The following is a 19,125-nucleotide window of genomic DNA, read 5'->3' as shown; positions in this document are numbered from 1 at the left end:
GGCGCCGCTCAGGCGCCGGTCGGGGGCTTCGGCCGGGGCCGGCGCACGATGAGGTAGATCACGGCTGCCGCGACGAGCAGGACCAGTACCAAAACCCACGGCACCCAGTTGATCGGCGACGCGGCGTTGTCGCCCGCGTCCGCGGTGGGCGACGGGGAAGCCGACGTCGGCGACGGTGACGGCGACGGCGACGCGGTGGCGCTCGGCGTCGGTGCGGGTGTCGCCGTCGACTCCTGCCCGGGCGCCGTCGTGGGCTCAGGCGCCCCTGGGGGCGCCGGCTCCGCCACGGTGGGCTCGGGCGTCGGCTCGGCGGTGGGCTCGGGCTCGGCGGTGGGCTCGGGCGGCGTGGTGGGCTCGGGCGCGGTGGTCGGCTCGGCGGTGGGCGCGGGCGACCGCGTCGGCAGGATCGGGGTGCGCGTGGGAAGCGCCGTGGGCAGGCTCGTGGGCCCGTCCGTCGGAAGCGTGGTCGGCAGAGCGGTCGGGAGCGGGATCCCGCCATTGCCACAGCCTGCCAACAGTGTGAGCGCGGCGGCGAGGGCGATCCCGGCGAGCACTCGGGCGGTGCGGGCGCCCCGCGGCGGCCTCGATTCGCGTGTCACGCGGGGATGCGGCATCCGATTCCTCCACTGGTGTCTTGGCCGCATGCTAGGCCCCCGCACCCGTACCGCCAGGCATTCGGGCCGAGACACACCGAACGCCCGATCCGAGGCGTCCCCGCCGGCCTGACTCCCCTCGTGTGACGTCGCGTGACGCCGTATCGCGGCGTGTGTCGTCACGGCGTTTCGCCGCTCGCGCCTGCCGACCAGCATGACCACATGCCTTCCCCACTCATCTCGCCGACCGAGCTGGCCGACCTCATCCGCGGCGGGACCCCGCCGCGGATCCTCGACGTGCGCTGGCGGCTCGACCGGCCCGAGGGCCGCCCGGAGTACCTCGACGGGCACCTGCCGGGCGCGGTGTACGTCGACCTCGACCACGAGCTGGCCCGCCGGGGCGACCCCCGTGAAGGGCGGCACCCGCTGCCGTCGCGCGCGCAGCTCGAAGCCGCGGCGCGGCGCTGGGGCATCCGCGACGGCGACACGGTCGTCGCGTACGACGACGTGCACTCCGTGGCCGCGGCGCGCGCATGGTGGGTGCTCACGCGGTCGGGGCTCGCCGACGTGCGTGTGCTCGACGGAGGGCTGCGCGGCTGGCTCGCCGAACGGCTGCCGCTCGAGACGGGCGATGTGCTGCCGAAGCCGCCGGGCGACATCGTGCTCGCTGAGATCACCGACGGCATCGCCGACATCGACGGCGTGGAGGAGTGGCCCGACCACGGCCTGCTCCTCGACGTGCGGGCACCGGAGCGGTATCGAGGAGACGCCGAGCCCCTCGACCCCGTAGGCGGTCACATCCCCGGCGCCGTCAACCTCCCGACGACCGTCCACCTGACGGCCGGCAGATTCCGCCCGCCCACCGAGATCCGCGCAGAGTTCGCTGCCGCCGGTGTCGCGGACGGTGTGGCGGTCGCGGCCTACTGCGGCTCCGGCATCGCCGCGACGCACACCGCACTGGCGGGCGCGCTGGCCGGCATCGACGTGGTCGTCTACCCGGGCTCGTGGAGCCAGTGGTCGCGCTCGCGCGGGCGTCTCGCCGCGGTCGGCCCGGCACCGTCGCTCGACGTGGTGCCGGTGTGACGGAGCCTGTCAAGGAATCCACGATCGGCTCGACGATCTGGGACCGCCCGATCCGCGTCGTGGGGGTGTCGGGGTCCCTCCAGGAGCCCAGCCGGACGACTGCTCTGGTCCGCAGCATCCTGGCGGGCGTCGCCCAGCGCATTCCCGCAGTGATCGAGCTCGTCGAGATCGCCGCCCTCGGGCCGGGATTCGCGGGGGCGCTGACGCGCGAGGATGTCGCACCCGAGGTCGAGGCCGCGCTGCAGGCGATCGAGTCCGCCGACCTGCTGATCGTGGCGAGCCCGGTCTACCGGGCGTCATTCACCGGGCTGTTCAAGCACCTGTTCGACTTCGTCGGCCAATACGACCTCGTCGGCACGCCGGTGCTGCTCGCGGCGACCGGCGGCGGCGAACGGCACGCGCTGATCATCGAGCACCAGCTGCGGCCGCTGTTCGGGTTCTTCCAGGCGCTCACGCTGCCGATCGGCGTGTACGCGTCGACAACAGACTTCGCGAACTACGAGCTGAGCTCACCCGAGGTCGCCCGCCGCATCGTGCAGGCCGTCGACCGCTCGCTGCCGCTCGTGGAGCAGGCCGCGCTGGTCCGCAGATCGGAGTATGTCGCGACCTGGTGACCGCCTCCGTCGTCGATGTCTTCGCGCCCGGCCGTCGGGTCATCCTCGACGCCGCCGCGGTGAGCGTCTAGACTGGCGCCCGTGTTGACCTGTCGGTGTTGTCGCCCCTGCTGCTGAAGCGTTCGCTTCGCGCAGGCCCCCGCGACCCCGCCAACCCTCCGCGCTCCCGCGCGGCAACACTCCAGGACTCATCGTGCGTTACGCCCAGAGCGTGGCCGACCTCGTCGGCAACACCCCCCTCGTCCGCCTGACCCGCGTCACCGAGGGCATCGCCGCCACCGTGCTCGCAAAGGTCGAGTACTTCAACCCCGGCGGCTCCACCAAGGACCGCATCGCGCGCCGCATCATCGACGCCGCCGAGCGCGACGGGCAGCTCAAGCCCGGCGGCACGATCGTCGAGCCCACGAGCGGCAACACCGGCGTGGGGCTCGCCCTCGTCGCCGTGCAGCGCGGGTACCGCATGATCTTCGTCGTGCCCGACAAGTTCGCGGGTGCGAAGGTCGACGTGCTGCGGGCCTACGGTGCCGAGGTCGTGGTGATCGACACGAGCGTGCCGCCCGAAGACCCCCGCTCGTACTACAGCGTCTCCGACCGGCTCGTCCGCGAGATCCCGGGGGCGTTCAAGCCGAACCAGTTCGCGAATCCGAACGGGCCGCTGAGCCACTACGAGACGACCGGCCCGGAGATCTGGCACGACACCGACGGCCGGGTGACCCATTTCGTCGCGGGCATCGGCACCGGCGGCACGATCACGGGCACGGGCCGCTACCTGCACGAGGTGTCGGACGGCGCGGTGCGCGTGGTCGGAGCCGATCCCGAGGGGTCGATCTACTCGGGCGGCCCGCTGCACGGCTACCTCGTCGAGGGCGTCGGCGAGGATTTCTGGCCGGACAGCTACGACCCCGCGGTGCCCGACGAGATCCACCGCATCGGTGACGCCGAGACCTTCGAGATGACCCGTCGCCTCGCCCGCGAAGAGGGGCTGCTGGTGGGGGGATCGAGCGGGATGGCGGTCGTCGCGGCGCTGCGGACGGCCCGCGATCTGCCCGCCGACGCCGTCGTCGTCGTGCTGCTGCCCGACCATGGGCGCGGCTACCTCAACCGGTTCTACGACGACGACTGGATGCGCGACCACGGCTTCGACGTCCCGGCGGAGGTCCCGGTCGCGCGAGCCGGGGCTCCCGCGGAGGTTCCGGTCGTTGAGCGAGCTGAGGTTCCCGCGGAGGTCCCGGTCGTTGAGCGAGCTGATGTTCCCGCGGAGGTTCCGGTCGTTGAGCGAGCTGAGGTTCCCGCGGAGGTTCCGGTCGTTGAGCGAGCGAGGAACGAGCGAGACGAAACGCCTGCACGCGGCGCACTCCCCGGCCCCGAGGCATCCGGAACCGTCCCCGAAGAAGGAGCACCCGCATGACCGAGCCCACGAAAGACCACGGCTTCGAGACCCGCGCGGTGCACGCCGGGCAGGCGTTCGACCCGACCACCGGGGCCGTGATCCCGCCGGTGCACTTCTCCACGACGTACGCACAGGACGGCATCGGCGGGCTCCGCGAGGGCTACGAGTACGGCCGGAGCGGCAACCCGACCCGCACGGCGCTCCAGACGCAGCTCGCCGCACTCGAAGGGGGTGCGCACGCGCTGTCGTTCGCGTCGGGACTCGCCGCCGAGGACGCGCTGCTGCGCGCCGCGCTCAAGCCCGGTGACGAGGTGCTGCTCGGCAACGACGTCTACGGCGGCACGTATCGCCTCATCGCCCGTGTGCTGGGCGCGTGGGGCATCGGCGTGCGCGTCGTCGACATGAGCGACCTCGACGCCGTGCGGGCGGCCCTCGAGGAGCGCCCGGCGCGCATCGTGTGGGTCGAGACGCCGAGCAACCCGCTGCTGCGCATCACCGACATCGCGGGACTGGCGCGCCTCGGGCATGACGCGGGCGCCCTCGTCGTGGTCGACAACACGTTCGCGTCGCCCGCCCTGCAGCAGCCGCTCGCCCTCGGCGCCGACGTGGTGGTGCACTCGACGACGAAGTATCTCGGTGGGCATTCCGACGTCGTCGGCGGCGCCCTGGTGCTGAACGACGAGGCCCTCTACGGCGAGGTGAAGTTCCTGCAGTTCGCGGTCGGCGCGGTCTCGGGTCCGCTCGATGCGTGGCTGACGACGCGGGGCATCAAGACGCTCGCCCTGCGCATGCAGCGGCACAGCGAGAATGCGCAGGCGGTGGCGGAGTTCCTGACCTCGCACGACCGCGTCGCCCGGGTGTACTACCCCGGCCTGCCGTCGCATCCCGGGCACGAGCTCGCCGCCGCCCAGATGAGCGGCTTCGGCGGGATCGTCTCGGTGGCGTTGGCGGATGCCGCTGCCGCTCGGCGTTTCGCCGAATCGACGCGTCTGTTCCAGCTCGCCGAGTCGCTCGGCGGCGTCGAGTCGCTCATGAACTACCCGGACGAGATGACGCACGCGTCGGTGCGGGGCACCGAGCTCGCCGTCCCGCCTGAGGTGGTGCGGCTGTCTGTCGGCATCGAGTCGGCCGCCGACCTCCTCGCCGACCTCGAGCAGGCCCTCGCCCGCCTCTGAATCACGCTCACGCGCGGCCCCCGCGGCCCCCGCGGCCCTTCGTTCAGTTGCGCTATATGTACGCGAAACGCCAGGCGCGGCGTACGTGTAGCGCAAGTGAACAGGAGGGGGAGCCGCGCGCGGGGCGGTGGCACGCGGGGACCTAGGCTCGGGGGCATGACCGCGAGCCCCGGCATCCATTCGTCCGTCCTCGCGCAGCCGCTGCGCATCGGCGCGGTCACCGTGCCGAACCGCATCATGCAGACGGCGCACTCGAAGCAGTACTCCGACCGCGTCGAGTCCGACCGCGAGACCGCGTACTACGTGCGCCGGGCGCGGGGCGGCTGCGGGCTGTTCGTGGCCGGCAACCACTTCGTGCACCCGACCGGGTCGATCCGCGGATTCGAAGACGCCTACCGTGCCGAGGGCGTCGCCGCGTCGCAGCGGATGACGGATGCCGTGCACGAGGCGGGCGCGAAGATCTTCGTACAGCTCAACCACCACGGCGCGCAGGCGCAACCCGACGGACCCGAGGGTCCCCGCGCGGTGTATGCCCCGTCGCGCATACTTTCGCCGTCGACCGCGCACGCCACCCGCGAGATGGACCGCGCCGATATCGCTGCGCTCGTCGAGGGCTGGGCGCTGTCGGCCGAGAACGCGCGAAACGGCGGGTTCGACGGCGTCGAGATCCACATGGCGCACGGCTACCTGCTGCACCAGTTCCTCTCGCCCCTCTACAACGCCCGTACGGATGAATATGGCGCCGGTGAGTACGGCGGCGACCTCGAGGGGCGCACGCGGTTCCCGCGCGAGGTGCTGCGGGCCGTGCGCGAGCGGGTGGGCGACGACTTCACCGTCGGCATCCGCATCGTCGCGAACGAGTTCCACCCTGACGGCATCGACGGCGCCGGCATGCGCGAGGTCATCGCGCGGCTGCGCGCCGACGCGCGCATCGACTTCCTCGACCTCGCCGCCGGCGGCTACCACAACGTCCACTACGTCTTCCCGTCCTCGCCCATGCCGTACGCGTGGCTCCGCGACGACGTCGCAGCGGTGAAGGCCGCGAACCCCGACGTGCCGGTGTTCGGCGTCGGTGCCGCGCGCTCCGTCGAGGAGGCGGAGGAGGTCGTCGCCTCGGGAATCGCCGACATGGTGGCGCTCACGCGAGCGCAGATCGCCGACCCCGACCTCGGCCGCAAGCTGATCGGGCTCGAGCCGGTCGACGGCGCCGAGCGCGGCATCCGTCATTGCATCCGTCTGAATCAGGGATGCCTCGGCCGCGGCAGTCGGGGACTCGCGATGTCGTGCACGGTGAACCCGCTCGCCGGGCGTGAGCTCGAACGGCGCGAGCGGCCGCGCACGGCGTCGCCGCAGCGGTGGATCGTGGTCGGGGGAGGGCCGGCCGGCATGCGCGCCGCCGTCGAGCTCGCCACCGACGGGCACTCCGTGACCCTGATCGAACGGGCGCACGAGCTCGGCGGCCAGCTGCGGCTCGCTCGCCGCGTGCCGGGGCGCGAGAGCGTCGGGCTGCTCGTCGACGACCTCGTGCGCGACCTCGCCGCGGCGGGCGTCGAGGTGCGTCTCGGCGTCGATGCCACCGCCGAGACGCTGGGCAATGAAGCCGCGGACGGCATCGTGGTCGCCGCAGGCGCCGTCGCGCCGGCCGGCACGTCGCTCGCCCTCGGCGGCGCGTACACGGGCGGCTTCCCCGCCGCGGGCACCGTCGACGCCTTCGCCGCGGTGTCGCCGGAGGCGGACCGGGCGCCGCTCGGCCGGCGGATCGCGGTCGTGGATGCCGATGGCACGGCGTACGCCGCCGGGATCGTGCTGACGCTCCTCGAGCGCGTCGACGAGCTCGAGCTCATCACGCCCTTCGAGACGGTGTTCCCGCACATCGGCGCCGGGTACGATCGGCCGCTGCTGCTCGAGCGTCTGGGCGCGCACGGCGGCTTCCAGCGACGCCCGGCACACCGGGTGGAGGGGATCGAGCCCGGGGCGGTGACAGTGCGCGACACGCTCACCGGTGCCGTCGAGATGATCCCGGGCGTCGACGCGGTTGTCGCCATCGAGCCGCGCGCGGCAGTCGGCATCCCGGGGTTGACCGCGGAGCCTCATGCCGCGCCGCGGGTCGTCGTGATCGGCGACGCCTTCGCCCCCCGCACCATCGACGCGGCGATCTTCGAGGCCGTCGAGCTCGCCTATGACGTCGCAGGACTGGCGGTCCTCCGCGGCTGATCGTTCGTGGCATCCATTCGTTCTCACGCCCCCGAACTCCGACCGGTTCACTTGCGCTGAACGTACACGGATCGCCGCGGGGAGCGTACGTTCAGCGCAAGTGAAGCGATTCACCGAGCGGCGATCGCGAGGCGGCTCCAGGAGGGCGGCTCCGCGAGGGCGGCTCCGCGAGCGCGGTGGCTACGCTGGGGCCGTGGATCCCGTCACCGCAACACTCGTCATCCTGGTGCTGGCGGTGATCGCGTTCGTGAGCAACCGCGTGCCGATCGGGATCGTCGCCATCGGCGTCGCGCTGGCGCTCTTCTTCACCGGCGTGCTGACGCTGCCCGAGGCGCTCGCGGGGTTCGGCGATCCGACCGTGGTGTTCATCGCCGCGCTGTTCGTGGTGAGCGAGTCGCTGGATGCGACCGGTGTCACGGCGTGGGCGGGGCAGAAGGTGATCGGCCGTGCCGGCACGAAGCGCACCACGCTCGTCCTCGTGACCGCCCTGCTGGTGGCGGGGCTGACGGCGCTCATCAGCATCAACGGCGCCGTCGCCGCGCTGCTCCCGCTCGTCGTCGTGGTCGCCGCCCGCGCCGGCATCGCCTCGTCGAAGCTGCTGATGCCGCTCGCCTTCGCGGCCTCCGCGGGCTCGCTCCTGCTGCTCACCGGCACGCCCGTCAACATCATCGTGTCGGAGTTCGCCGCCGGCGCCGGGGGACGGGAGTTCGGGTTCTTCGAATTCGCGCTCGTCGGCATCCCGGTGCTCGTCGGCACGCTCGTGATCCTGCTGCTCGGGGGTCGCCTGGTGCCGGAGCGGAAGGGTGCCATCATGCCCGTCGACCTGGTGCGGCACGCGCGCATGCTCCGCCAGCAGTATTCGCTGACGCTCGACACCGGCGTGCTCCTCGGCCCGAACACCGGAGTGACCGAGGTGGTCGTGGCGCCGCGCTCGCCGCTGATCGGCACGCGCGTGTGCGCGGGTATGACGACACCCGACGGCGACCTCGTCGTGCTCGCGGCGCGGCGGGGCGACGAGCACCTCAAGGGCACCGAGTTCATCGTCCAGTCCGGCGATGCCCTGCTGCTCCAGGGAGCGTGGGACGACCTGACGCGGCGGGCCCAGGACCCCGCGGTGCTCGCGGTCGACGACCCGGCGCAGCTGCGCCGGTCGGTGCCGCTCGGGCGCGGCGCCAAGCGGGCGATCGGCATCCTGCTCGCGATGATCGTGCTGCTCGCCACCGGTCTGGTGCCGCCGGCGGTCGCCGCGCTGCTCGCGGCGTGCGCGCTCGTCCTCACCCGCACGGTCACCGTCACGGCGGCGTACCACGCGATCTCATGGACGACTGTCGTGCTCATCGCGGGGATGATCCCGCTGTCGACGGCCTTCAGCAGCACCGGCACGGCAGACCTCGTGGCCGACGGCATGCTGTCGCTGCTCGGCGACGCCGGTCCTCACGTCGCATTGCTCGCCCTGTGCGCGATCACCGTCGTGCTCGGCCAGCTGATCAGCAACACCGCGACGGTGCTCATCGTCGCGCCGATCGCCATCTCGGTCGCGCAGGCTCTCGACCTGTCGGTGCAGCCGTTCATGATGGCGCTCACTGTCGCCGGTGCGGCGGCGTTCCTCACGCCGATCGCGACGCCTGCGAACCTCATGGTGATGGAGCCGGCGGGGTACCGGTTCGGCGACTACTGGAAGCTCGGGCTGCCGCTCGCGCTGTTCTTCCTCGCCGTCGCCGTCTTCTACGTTCCGCTCATCTGGCCGTTCTGACCGCTGCGCCGGGTGGTGCGCGACGCCCCGGTGGTTCGGGTCCACCGGGGCGTCGCGGGTCTCAGGCGGCCGACCAGCCGCCGTCGCTGGCCAGGTTCTGGCCGTTGACGTTGACGCCGTCATCGCTCAGCAGGAACGTGATCGACGCAGCCAGACGGTCCGGGGTCACCGGCGGCGCCATGACCGCCATGCCGGTGCGCACGCGGTCGGCGCCCAGCGGCGAGTTGAACTTCGCCTCGATGTTGGTGATCACGGCGCCGGGAGCGACGGCGTTGACACGGATGCCGCTCGGGCCGTACATGAACGCGCTCGACTTCGTGAGGCCGACGACGGCGTGCTTCGACGCGGTGTACGCGGCACCGGCGGCCGAGCCGCGGAGGGATGCCTCGGACGACGTGTTCACGATCGAGCCGCTGCCCTGCGCGAGCATCGCCGGGATGACGGCGCGCATGAGCTTCATCGTGCCGGTGACGTTCACGCGGAACACGCGATCCCAGACGGCGTCGGTGACATCGCCGACCGGGGTCATGTCGTCCATGATCCCGGCGATGTTGGCGAGGGCGTCGATCCTGTCGCCGGCCGCCTCGATGATGCGGGCGACGCCCTCATCGTCGGTGATGTCGGCGGTGAGCGCGACGACGTCCGCACCGCCGTGCGCGGCGACGAACTCGTCGAGGCGCTCCTGGCTGACGTCGACCGCGATCACCCGACCGCCTTCCCGTGCCACGCGCGAGGCGGTGGCACGGCCGATGCCGGAACCGGCGCCCGTGACGATGACGGTCTGACCCGTGAAGCGCCCAGCCGTGATCTTCTCGGCCCACTCGGCCTTCGGGGTCTCGGCGGCGGGCTCGGCGGCGACGGCGCCGGGGTTGACCTGTGCGATCAGCGCGTCGAGGGCTGCCTGCGGGAAGGCGCCGCCGCTCATGGCGACGAGGTTCGCGAGGGGAAGCGAGGCGATCGGCGCGAGCGCGTCGGCGCTCTGGCCGCCCTGGGCGAGGAGGCCGCGCAGTGCGGCGCCGCCGGCAGGGTCGTCGAGCCAGGTCTGGATGGTGGACGCTCCGGTGAGCGGAGCGGTGGTGGTGGTGCTCATGGCGTGTTCTTTCCCTTTCTTCATGCAGTGTGGGCGGGCTGCGGGTCCGGGGTGGAGGAACCTTCGGGGCGGCTCCTACCGGACGGCGTTGTCCGGTACTAGGCTACACCCGTGCCCAGCACCGCATCCCCCCGTGCGCATCCCCGCCAGAATCGTGGCCCCGCCGCCGCGGCCGACAATCGTCGTGCGCTCATCGCCGCCGCCCGCGAGGTCTATGCCGAAGGCGGCCTCGGCGCGCCGTTCAGCGCCGTCGCCAAGCGCGCCGGCGTCGGGCAGGGCAGCCTGTACCGCCATTTCCCCGATCGCACGGCCCTGGCCGTCGCCGTCTTCGAAGACAACGTGCGCGACCTCGAGGAGTACACCTCCGACCCCGAACGCACGATCGACGACCTGTTCGACCGCCTGGTCGAGCAGGCGGTCGTCTCGACCGCGTTCATCGAGCTCCTCACCGCCGATCTGACAGACCCTCGGGTGGCCGTCCTGGGCGCCCGCTTCCAGGCGCTGGTGGACCGTCTGGTGATCCGCGATCGCGAATCGGGTCGGGTCGGAACCCACATCGAGACCGATGACGTGACGCTCGCGGCAGGGATGCTGGCGACCGAGCTGGCCCGCGCGGATCCCGCACAGCGACCCGCCGTAGCGCGGCGTGCTCGCGCGCTTTTCGCTGCCGCATTCGCGCCGCGATGATCCGGCAGTAGGCTCCTGCCATGGGACGGTTCATCTACGACACGAACGCCAACTCGGTCGACATCGACGACCGCACACTGGCACATCTGCGCATCGTGATGATGAACAAGCTGCGCCGGTCCGAGCCGTTCATGTTCGACGTCGAGATCGGCGACGGCAGCGGCCGCCGGAGCTTCTGGATCCACCCCTCGGTGCCGATCCAGTTCCACTTCTTCGGCAGCCGTCAGCCGCGCATCAACCGCAAATGGGTCGAGGATCTGATGCTCGCGGCCAGCGGACCGAGCGGGCTCACGATCCTTCCCGAGCCGAGCGAGGACGACGAGCCGGTCGCGCCGGAGGTTGCGTAAGAGCCGGTGCGGCGTCGAGCGGAGCGCTCGCTTGCGGAGCGGTCCCGGCCGCTGCGGAAGGCCCAGCCGTCGCGACGCCTACGCGGTGACGTCGTCCGCCGTGACCTCGGTGCCGGCGACGGTCAGGCGGTCGACGTCGATGTGCTCGACGTCGACCTTGCCGAGCGATAGGTCTGCCCCGTCTCCGAGGCTCGCTGCGGCATCCGGCACCTCCACCGGCCCGGTGTCGAAGTGCTCGGCGACGAGCAGGATGCCGCCGGTCGAGCTGGCCGAGTTCGCGAGGTCCTCGATCCAGTCGCGGCTGAGCTGCGCGGGCTCGGGATCATCGAACACGAACCGGAGCGGGATCGACGGGTGCAGCCAGATCGTGCTGCGCCCGCGAGGCTGGTCGTCGGGGTGGGTCCAGGACACCGTGAAGCTCTCATCGCGTCGCAGCTTGGTCGCAATGACGACTTTGAGGTGCGCCAGTGCGCGGTCCTCGATGTGAATCGGCATCGCGCCGCCGCCGTAGTAGATCGTTCCCACGCGCCAACAATAACCCCGGGCGGCGAATGTTACCGCCTCAGAGGCGCGTCCACGCCTCCGTGAGCACGCTGCGGAGGATCTGCTCGATCTCGTCGAACTCCTTCGGCCCGATCGTGAGCGGCGGCGCGAGCTGGATCACAGGGTCGCCGCGGTCGTCGGCGCGACAGTACAGACCGGCGTCGAAGAGGCCCTTCGACAGGAACCCGCGCAGCAGTCGTTCGGACTCGTCGTCGTCGAACGTCTCCTTCGTCGCCTTGTCTTTGACGAGCTCGATCCCGAAGAAGTAGCCGTCGCCGCGCACGTCGCCGACGATCGGCAGATCCGTGAGCTTCTCGAGGGTGGACCGGAACAGCGGGGAGTATTCGCGCACCCGCTCGTTGAGGCCTTCCTCTTCGAAGATGTCGAGGTTCTCGAGTGCCACCGCGGCTGAGACGGGATGCCCGCCGAAGGTGTAGCCGTGGTAGAACGCGCGGTCGCCGTGGGCGAAGGGCTCGTAGATGCGGTCGCTGACGATGGTCGCGCCGATCGGGGAGTACCCGCTGGTCATGGCCTTCGCGCAGGTGATCATGTCGGGCACGTACCCGTAGGCGTCGCACGCGAACATGTGGCCGACGCGTCCGAACGCGCAGATGACCTCGTCCGACACGAGCAGCACGTCGTACTTGTCGCAGATCTGGCGGACGCGCTGGAAGTAGCCGGGAGGCGGCGGGAAGCAGCCGCCGGAGTTCTGCACGGGCTCGAGGAAGACGGCTGCGACGGTGTCGGGCCCCTCGAACTGGATCATCTCCTCGATGCGGTCGGCCGCCCACACGCCGAAGGCCTCGAGGTCGTCCGAGGGGGCGCCCATGTCGGCTGCCCGGTAGAAGTTCGTGTTCGGCACTCGGAAGCCGCCGGGGGTGACCGGCTCGAACATCTCCTTCATCGCCGGGATGCCGGTGATCGCGAGCGCGCCCTGCGGCGTGCCGTGGTACGCGACCGCCCGCGAGATCACCTTGTGCTTGGTGGGCTTGCCCTGGATCTTCCAGTAGTACTTGGCGAGCTTGAACGCGGTCTCGACGGCTTCGCCGCCGCCGGTCGAGAAGAACACCTTGTTGAGGTCGCCGGGCGCGTAGTCGGCGAGACGATCGGCGAGCTCGATGGCCGCCGGGTGGGCGTACGACCAGATGGGGAAGAACGCCAGCTGCTCGGCCTGCTTGGCCGCCACCTCCGCCAGTCGCCGGCGACCGTGCCCTGCCGCGACGACGAACAGGCCCGACAGGCCGTCGATGTACTGCTTGCCCCGCGAGTCCCAGATGTGATGCCCCTCGCCCTTGACGATGATCGGCACCCCGGGACCCTCGGTCATCACCGACTGGCGGGCGAAGTGCATCCACAGGTGGTCTTTCGCCATCTGCTGCAGCTCCGACTCACTCCTCGCGGGGCGGTTGCTCCTCGAGGGGCGATCGCCGGGAGCCCCGCTGGGGGTAACGGATTGCGCGGTGGTGGACATGGAGGGCCTTCCGTCGGACGTGCTCCCACGCTACTCGCGTGCCCCGCGCGCCCGGTCGCGACGTTTCGTCCGGTTCGGATGCCGCGGCCGCCGGTCCGTCCGGATCCCGCGGCTGCCGGCATCCGCTCTTCTCTGTGGCTCGGGGTCTTCACCCCGTCACTCAACAGGTCAACCGCGACTCCACAGCAGGTTGGAACGGTTCAACCTCCTGCGGAAGCGCGGTTGACCTGTCGGGATCGGGTCGGGCGCGGAATCCGGGGACCCCGGGAGCGCTCAGGTGGAGCCGCGGGCGATGAGCTGCGTCGGGAGGACGATCGGCGAGGGCGGCAGCGCAGCGCCGGCGGCGGCGTCGGTGAGCGCGGTGACGGCGGCCGCCGCCATCTCGCGGATCGGCTGGCGGACGGTCGTGAGGGGTGGGGTGAGCCAGCGTGCGCCGCGCAGGTCGTCGAATCCGACGACGAGCACGTCGTCGGGAACCCGTCGCCCTGTGGCCGCCGCGGCCGCGTACACGCCGGCGGCCATCTCGTCGGAGCAGGCGAAGACGCCGAGCCGTTCGCCGGGCCGGAGACCGCGCAGGACGGGCAGGGCGGCCTCACGGGCCGACGCTGCGCCCCAGTCGGCCTGCACCGCCGTCAGATCGGCGTCCGGACGGACGAGTCGCAGCGCCTCGCGGAAGCCGGTGTTGCGCGCGCGACCGTACCGATACGGCGGCGATCCGAGCACGACCGCGAACCGGGTGGCGCCGCGTTCGGCGAGGTGCCTCGCCGCGGCCGCTCCGCCCTCGCGGTCCGTCGTGCGCACGCTGGTGAGGCCGCGTGACGTCTCGGCCTGCGGATCCATCAGCACGACCGGGATCTCGGCATCGTTCAGCGCCGCCAGCTGCGACGCGGTCGGCGAGATGAGCCCGAGCACCACCCCCGCCGATCCGCGCCGGCGGATCCGCATCGGCCAGTCGTCGTCGGGGGTGTCGCGCTCCTCTGTCAGCACGAGGTCGTAGCCGGCGGCAGCGGCGGCGCTGCGTGCGCCGGCCGTCACCTCGTCGGAGTAGGCGTTGTGGAACCAGCCGAGCACGAGGTCGACCAGGCGCGCCGACCCCGGCGGGCGTCCGCCCACGGCGGGGTCTCGGGTGTAGCCCAGCGCGCGGGCGGCGGCCAGCACACGGCGCCGGGTCGCGGGCGCGAGGTCGCCTCGACCCGACAGGGCGCGGGACGCGGTCGCCACGCTGACGCCGGCCGCCGCCGCGACCGCGGTGAGGTTCACGCGCGCAGACACGGCACCACCTTCGCGCAGGCCGAGGTTTTGCGCAACAATCTCGCGGTGCCGCGCGCGCGGTGGCATCGTCTGTGGCTGGAAAGGGCACACCCGATGACGACGACGACATCGCCGCTGCGGATCGCGCTGATCGGCACCGGCTTCATGGGCCGCATGCACACCCACGCCTGGCGCACCGCGCCGCGCTTCTTCGACCTGCCGCTCTCGGCGCAGCCGGTGCTGCTCGTCGGCCACCGCGCCGACGCGACCGCCGAGGCCGCCGCGCGCTGGGAGTGGCCGGAGCACACCGTCGACTGGCGGGAGGCCGTCGAGCGCGACGACATCGACGCGATCGACATCTGCACTCCGGGCGACACCCACGCCGAGATCGCGCTCGCCGCGCTGGCCGCCGGCAAGCACGTGCTGTGCGAGAAGCCGCTCGCGAACACGGTCGCTGAGGCGCAGGAGATGACGGATGCCGCGGCCGCGGCATCCACTCGCTCCGGCGTCGTGGCCATGTGCGGCTTCAGCTACCGCCGCACGCCCGCGCTCGCCCTCGCCCGCCGGCTCATCGAGGAGGGACGCGTCGGCGAGATCCGGCACGTACGCGCCCAGTACCTGCAGGACTGGCTGAGCGACCCCGACTCGCCTCACACCTGGCGCCTGGATCGCGATCGGGCAGGCTCCGGCGCGCTGGGCGACATCGGGGCGCACAGCATCGACACCGCGCAGTGGCTCACGGGTCAGGACATCGCGGCGGTCTCGGCCACCGTCCGCACCTTCGTCACCTCGCGGCCGCGCCGCTCGGCGGTGGAGGGACTCGGGGGCGTCGCCGCCGACACCACCGACCGGCTGCCGGTCACCGTCGACGACGCCGCCGCCTTCACCGCCCGCTTCGACCGCGGCGCCCTCGGCGTCTTCGAGGCCACCCGCATGGCGACCGGCCGGCGCAACGCGAACCGCATCGAGATCAACGGCGACCGCGGCGCGATCGCGTTCGACTTCGAGCGCATGAACGAGCTCGAGGTCTACGACGCCGCCGACGACGACGCGCAGGGCTTCCGGCGCGTGCAGGTCACAGAGGCGCGGCATCCGTATGCCGGAGCCTGGTGGCCCGCTGGGCACGGACTCGGGTACGAGCACCTGTTCACGCACCAGGCCGTCGACTTCGTCCGCGCCGTCGCCGGCGAGATCCCGGTCTCGCCCACCTTCGCCGACGCGACGCAGGTGCAGCGCGTGCTGGCCGCGGTCGAGCAGAGCGCCGCCCACGACAGCATCCTCACGACGGTCGCGTCCGGCGCCGTCGACGCCCCCGAGCACCCCACGGAAGGGATCCCCTCATGACCCGCACCGCCCTCGTCGTCCGCGGCGGATGGGACGGCCATCATCCGGTCGAGGCGACCGAGCTGTTCCTGCCGTTCCTCCGCGAGAGCGGCTTCGACGTCTCGATCGAAGAGGACCCGCAGGTGTACGCCGACGCCGACCGCATGGCCGCGACCGACCTCGTGCTGCAGTCCGTCACGATGTCGCAGGCGTCGAACGAGGCTGTGCGCGGACTCCGCGACGCCGTGGCCGCCGGCACCGGGCTCGCCGGCTGGCACGGCGGCATCGCCGACTCGTTCCGCGCCAGCTCGGACTACCTGCAGCTCGTGGGCGGCCAGTTCGCCACCCACCCGTCGAAGCACCCCGACGAGGTCCACGGCGACCAGACCGACAACTACCTGGACTACACGGTCGAGCTCACCGACCTCGGTCGCAGGCACGAGATCACCGCCGGCATCGACGACTTCCGCCTCACCACCGAGCAGTACTGGGTGCTGCACGACGATCTCATCGACGTGCTCGCGACGACGACCCACCCGGTGCAGCCCTACCACCCGTGGCACCGGCCGATCGTCTCGCCCGCGGTGTGGACGCGCGAGTGGGGTCAGGGCCGCGTCTTCGTGTCGACGCCCGGGCACAGCCTCGACGTGCTGCAGGACCCGAACGTCCGCACGATCATCGAGCGCGGACTGCTATGGGCAGCACGGTGACGGGCGGCACGGTGCGCGACGTCGGGATCGTCGGGCTCGGGCACATCTCGGGTCAGTACCTCGAGACGCTCCAGGCAGCCACGGGTGTGCGGATCGTGGCCGTGGCCGACCTCGACGCCTCGCGTGCGCAGGCCGCGGCCGAGCGCATCCCGGGATCCCGGGCGCTCACCACCGACGAGCTGCTCGCCGACGCGGGCGTGGGCACGGTCCTCAACCTCACCATCCCCGCCGCGCACGCCGAGGTGGCTCTGGCCGCCATCGCGCACGGCAAGGACGTCTACGGCGAGAAGCCGCTGGCGGCGACCTTCGCCGACGCTGCGCGGGTGACGGATGCCGCGGCCGCCGCGGGCGTCCGCGTCGGGGGTGCGCCCGACACCGTGCTCGGCACCGGTGTGCAGACCGCGCGCGCGGCGATCGACGACGGGCGGATCGGCCGGCCGGTGTCGGCATCCGCGATGTGGATCTCGGCGGGGCACGAGTCGTGGCATCCGCATCCCGACTTCTACTACCGCGAGGGCGGCGGACCGCTCCTCGACATGGGCCCGTACTACGTCACCTCGCTCGTGCAGCTGCTCGGGCCCGTCGAGGCCGTGTCGGGCGCCGCGTCGCGCTCGCGCGACGTGCGCGTGATCGGCACCGGGCCGCGGGCGGGGGAGAGCATCGACGTCGACGTCGACACCCACCTCACCGGCATCCTGCATCACGCGTCCGGAGCGATCTCGACCGTGACCATGAGCTTCGACGGCGTCCGCTCGACCGCGGCGCCCATCGAGGTGCACGGCGTCAACGGGTCGCTGATCGTGCCCGATCCCAACATGTTCGAGGGCGACGTGCAGCTGCACGGCACCGGCAGGCCCGGCAGCGGCGGCTCGTGGCAGACCCTCGAGCCGTCGGCGGGTTATGCGGACTCCGGTCGCGGCATCGGCCTGCTCGACTTCGTCGCTGGGCCGGGCAGGGCGAGTGGCGCGATCGCGCTGCACGTGCTCGAGATCATGACGGCGCTGTCGGACTCGGCTGCGTCCGGCTCCCGCGTTCCGCTGCGCACCACGGCGGCGCGCCCGTCGCTCGTTCCCCTCACACCCGCATCCGACTGGAGAAATCTGTGACCACGGCCCGCGCCGTCATCGACCTCGACGTCCCCGGTGACGTCATCAGCCGCCACCTCTACGGCCACTTCGCCGAGCACCTCGGCCGCTGCATCTACGACGGCTTCTGGGTCGGCGAGGACTCCGCGATCCCCAACGTGCGGGGCATCCGCTCCGACGTCGTCGAGGCGCTCCGGGCGCTCGGCATCCCGAACCTCCGCTGGCCCGGGGGCTGCTTCGCCGACGAGTACCACTGGCGCGACGGCATCGGACCCCGCGAGAGCCGCCCGCAGATGATCAACTCGCACTGGGGCGACGTGGTGGAGAACAACCACTTCGGCACGCACGAGTTCATGGACCTGTGCGAGATGCTCGGCGCCGACGCGTACGTGAACGGCAACGTCGGCAGTGGCACCGTGCGCGAGATGAGCGAGTGGGTCGAGTACCTGACGCGCGACGGCGACAGCCCCATGGCGCGCCTGCGCCGTGAGAACGGGCGCGACGAACCTTGGAAGGTGCCGTTCTGGGGCATCGGCAACGAGGCGTGGGGCTGCGGCGGCAACATGACCGCCGAGCAGTACGCGCTCGAGGCGCGCCGCTACGGCACGTTCTGCCGCAACCACGGCGGCAACGAGCTCTACCGCATCGCCGCCGGCGCCTCCGACGACGACATCACCTGGACGCGCGCGCTCATGGAGTCGCTCGGATGCCTCACCTGCGGCTCGCAGCCGGCGCCGGTGTTCCAGGGCATCTCGTTCCACTACTACTCGCACGCCGGCGCGGGCATCAACACCGAGCCCGCCGTCGAGTTCTCGGCCGAGCAGTACTACGGCACGATGCGCAAGGCGATCGACATCGAGCGCGTCATCCGCCGGCACGAGGCCGTCATGGACTCGTACGACCCGGACCGGAAGGTGGGTCTCATCCTCGACGAGTGGGGCACCTGGTGGAACGTCGAGCCCGGCACCAACCCCGGCTTCCTGTTCCAGCAGAACACCGTGCGCGACGCCCTGGTCGCCGCCGTGCACTTCGACGCCTTCCACCGCCACGCCGGGCGCTTGAAGATGGCGAACATCGCGCAGACCCTCAACGTGCTGCAGGCGATGATCCTCACCGACGACGACGGCGCGATGGTGCTCACCCCGACCTACCACGTGTTCGAGATGAACCGCGGCCACCACGACGCGACCGCCCTGGCCGCGCACGTGCTCTCGTCGCCGGCCGCGGCGGACGGTGTGCCCGGCCTCTCGGTCTCGGCCTCGACCCGTGACGGGTCGGCGCTGCTGTCGCTGTCGAACCTGTCGCTCGAGGAGGCGCTGGACGTGCGGGTCGACCTGCGCGGCCGCTCGGCTTCGGTGCGTCGCGCCCGGGTGCTCACGGGGACGGATGCCGCAGCCCACAACACTCCCGGCACCCCCGACGCCGTCGCGCCCGCCTCGCTCGAGGCCTCGGTCGACGCGGGTGTGCTGACCGTGTCGCTGCCGCCGCACTCCTTCGCGACCGTGGAACTCGACCTGGCGTAGCCGCCGCCCCGAGGCGTTTCGTCTCGGTCGCTGGCGCTCGCTCGCTCAACGACCGGGATCGTTCCCCCGGTCGTTGAGCGCTCCCTCGCTCAACGATCGCGATTGTTCCCCTGGTCGTTGAGCGAGCAAGGAACGAGCGAGACGAAACGCCTGCAGCGCGGCGACATGGCCAGGTCCTGCCAAGGCCCGGCGGCGCCTGGTCGAGGTGCCGCGCCGGGTGGCGGCATCCGCTCGTCCCCTTTCCTTCGACAGGTCAACCGCGCTTCAACAGGA

At 71.8% G+C, this 19,125-nt stretch carries 15 protein-coding genes and 2 pseudogenes; 12 read left to right on the top strand and 5 right to left on the bottom strand.

Annotated elements, in window-relative coordinates; genetic code table 11:
- Positions 1-8: 8 nt before the first annotated feature.
- Complete coding sequence (locus B1729_RS05785) at positions 9-599, bottom strand: hypothetical protein (RefSeq protein ID WP_163631241.1); 591 nt, start codon at positions 597-599, stop codon at positions 9-11.
- 216 nt (positions 600-815) lie between these two features.
- On the opposite strand from B1729_RS05785, the gene B1729_RS05780 reads away from it, so the two are divergent.
- The 6 genes and pseudogenes from B1729_RS05780 (at position 816) to B1729_RS05755 (ending at position 8,822) form a co-directional block, all read left to right on the top strand.
- On the top strand, positions 816-1,676 hold the full coding sequence (locus B1729_RS05780) for a sulfurtransferase (protein WP_163618758.1): 861 nt from the start codon (positions 816-818) through the stop codon (positions 1,674-1,676).
- Positions 1,673-2,290, top strand: coding sequence for an FMN reductase (msuE, locus tag B1729_RS05775; RefSeq protein WP_239526040.1), 618 nt, complete (start codon positions 1,673-1,675; stop codon positions 2,288-2,290). The genes B1729_RS05780 and msuE overlap by 4 nt, the downstream gene beginning before the upstream one ends.
- Positions 2,291-2,483: 193 nt before the next feature.
- Positions 2,484-3,431: pseudogene (locus B1729_RS05770) on the top strand (pyridoxal-phosphate dependent enzyme); the annotation flags it as partial.
- Between the two features lie 263 nt (positions 3,432-3,694).
- The gene (locus B1729_RS05765; RefSeq protein ID WP_163618759.1) at positions 3,695-4,855 is read left to right on the top strand and encodes a cystathionine gamma-synthase; all 1,161 of its coding nucleotides are present in this window, start codon (positions 3,695-3,697) and stop codon (positions 4,853-4,855) included.
- 156 nt (positions 4,856-5,011) lie between these two features.
- Entirely contained in the window at positions 5,012-7,069 is a 2,058-nt protein-coding gene (locus B1729_RS05760) for an NADH:flavin oxidoreductase (RefSeq protein WP_163631239.1), read from the top strand.
- A gap of 193 nt (positions 7,070-7,262) precedes the next feature.
- Positions 7,263-8,822, top strand: coding sequence for an SLC13 family permease (locus tag B1729_RS05755; RefSeq protein ID WP_163631237.1), 1,560 nt, complete (start codon positions 7,263-7,265; stop codon positions 8,820-8,822).
- Between the two features lie 61 nt (positions 8,823-8,883).
- Here the strand turns inward: B1729_RS05755 and B1729_RS05750 are convergent, their stop codons facing one another.
- Entirely contained in the window at positions 8,884-9,912 is a 1,029-nt protein-coding gene (locus B1729_RS05750) for an SDR family NAD(P)-dependent oxidoreductase (RefSeq protein ID WP_163631235.1), read from the bottom strand.
- Positions 9,913-10,023: 111 nt separating this feature from the next.
- Here B1729_RS05750 and B1729_RS05745 point away from each other — a divergent pair, with 111 nt between their 5' ends.
- Positions 10,024-10,599, top strand: a complete 576-nt coding sequence (locus tag B1729_RS05745) for a TetR/AcrR family transcriptional regulator (protein WP_163618763.1) — start codon at positions 10,024-10,026, stop codon at positions 10,597-10,599.
- Positions 10,600-10,619: 20 nt separating this feature from the next.
- A complete protein-coding gene (locus B1729_RS05740) occupies positions 10,620-10,946 on the top strand; it encodes an ATP-dependent DNA ligase (protein WP_163631233.1) in 327 nt (108 codons plus the stop codon).
- A 234-nt stretch (positions 10,947-11,180) separates the two neighbouring features.
- On the opposite strand, the pseudogene B1729_RS05735 reads toward B1729_RS05740, so the two are convergent.
- From B1729_RS05735 to B1729_RS05725, 3 genes and pseudogenes are all read right to left on the bottom strand, one after another.
- Positions 11,181-11,471: pseudogene (locus B1729_RS05735) on the bottom strand (hypothetical protein); the annotation flags it as partial.
- A 37-nt stretch (positions 11,472-11,508) separates the two neighbouring features.
- A complete protein-coding gene (locus tag B1729_RS05730; protein WP_163618765.1) occupies positions 11,509-12,960 on the bottom strand; it encodes an aspartate aminotransferase family protein in 1,452 nt (483 codons plus the stop codon).
- Between the two features lie 273 nt (positions 12,961-13,233).
- The gene (locus tag B1729_RS05725; protein WP_239539440.1) at positions 13,234-14,232 is read right to left on the bottom strand and encodes a substrate-binding domain-containing protein; all 999 of its coding nucleotides are present in this window, start codon (positions 14,230-14,232) and stop codon (positions 13,234-13,236) included.
- Between the two features lie 93 nt (positions 14,233-14,325).
- Between B1729_RS05725 and B1729_RS05720 the strand changes: the two genes are divergently transcribed.
- Genes B1729_RS05720 through B1729_RS05705 form a run of 4 tightly spaced genes read left to right on the top strand, consistent with a single transcriptional unit; the run spans position 14,326 to position 18,852 of the window.
- Entirely contained in the window at positions 14,326-15,555 is a 1,230-nt protein-coding gene (locus B1729_RS05720) for a Gfo/Idh/MocA family oxidoreductase (protein ID WP_163631231.1), read from the top strand.
- Entirely contained in the window at positions 15,552-16,244 is a 693-nt protein-coding gene (locus B1729_RS05715; RefSeq protein WP_163631229.1) for a ThuA domain-containing protein, read from the top strand. Before B1729_RS05720 ends, B1729_RS05715 begins: the two co-directional genes overlap by 4 nt.
- Complete coding sequence (locus B1729_RS05710; protein WP_163631227.1) at positions 16,229-17,350, top strand: Gfo/Idh/MocA family oxidoreductase; 1,122 nt, start codon at positions 16,229-16,231, stop codon at positions 17,348-17,350. Before B1729_RS05715 ends, B1729_RS05710 begins: the two co-directional genes overlap by 16 nt.
- Positions 17,347-18,852, top strand: coding sequence for an alpha-L-arabinofuranosidase C-terminal domain-containing protein (locus tag B1729_RS05705; protein ID WP_163631225.1), 1,506 nt, complete (start codon positions 17,347-17,349; stop codon positions 18,850-18,852). Before B1729_RS05710 ends, B1729_RS05705 begins: the two co-directional genes overlap by 4 nt.
- Positions 18,853-19,125: the final 273 nt, after the last annotated feature.

Source organism: Microbacterium sp. B35-04 (assembly GCF_010634885.1).
In the GTDB taxonomy this organism is placed as follows: Bacteria; Actinomycetota; Actinomycetes; order Actinomycetales; family Microbacteriaceae; genus Microbacterium.
This window is presented reverse-complemented; position numbering and strand designations above follow the sequence as displayed.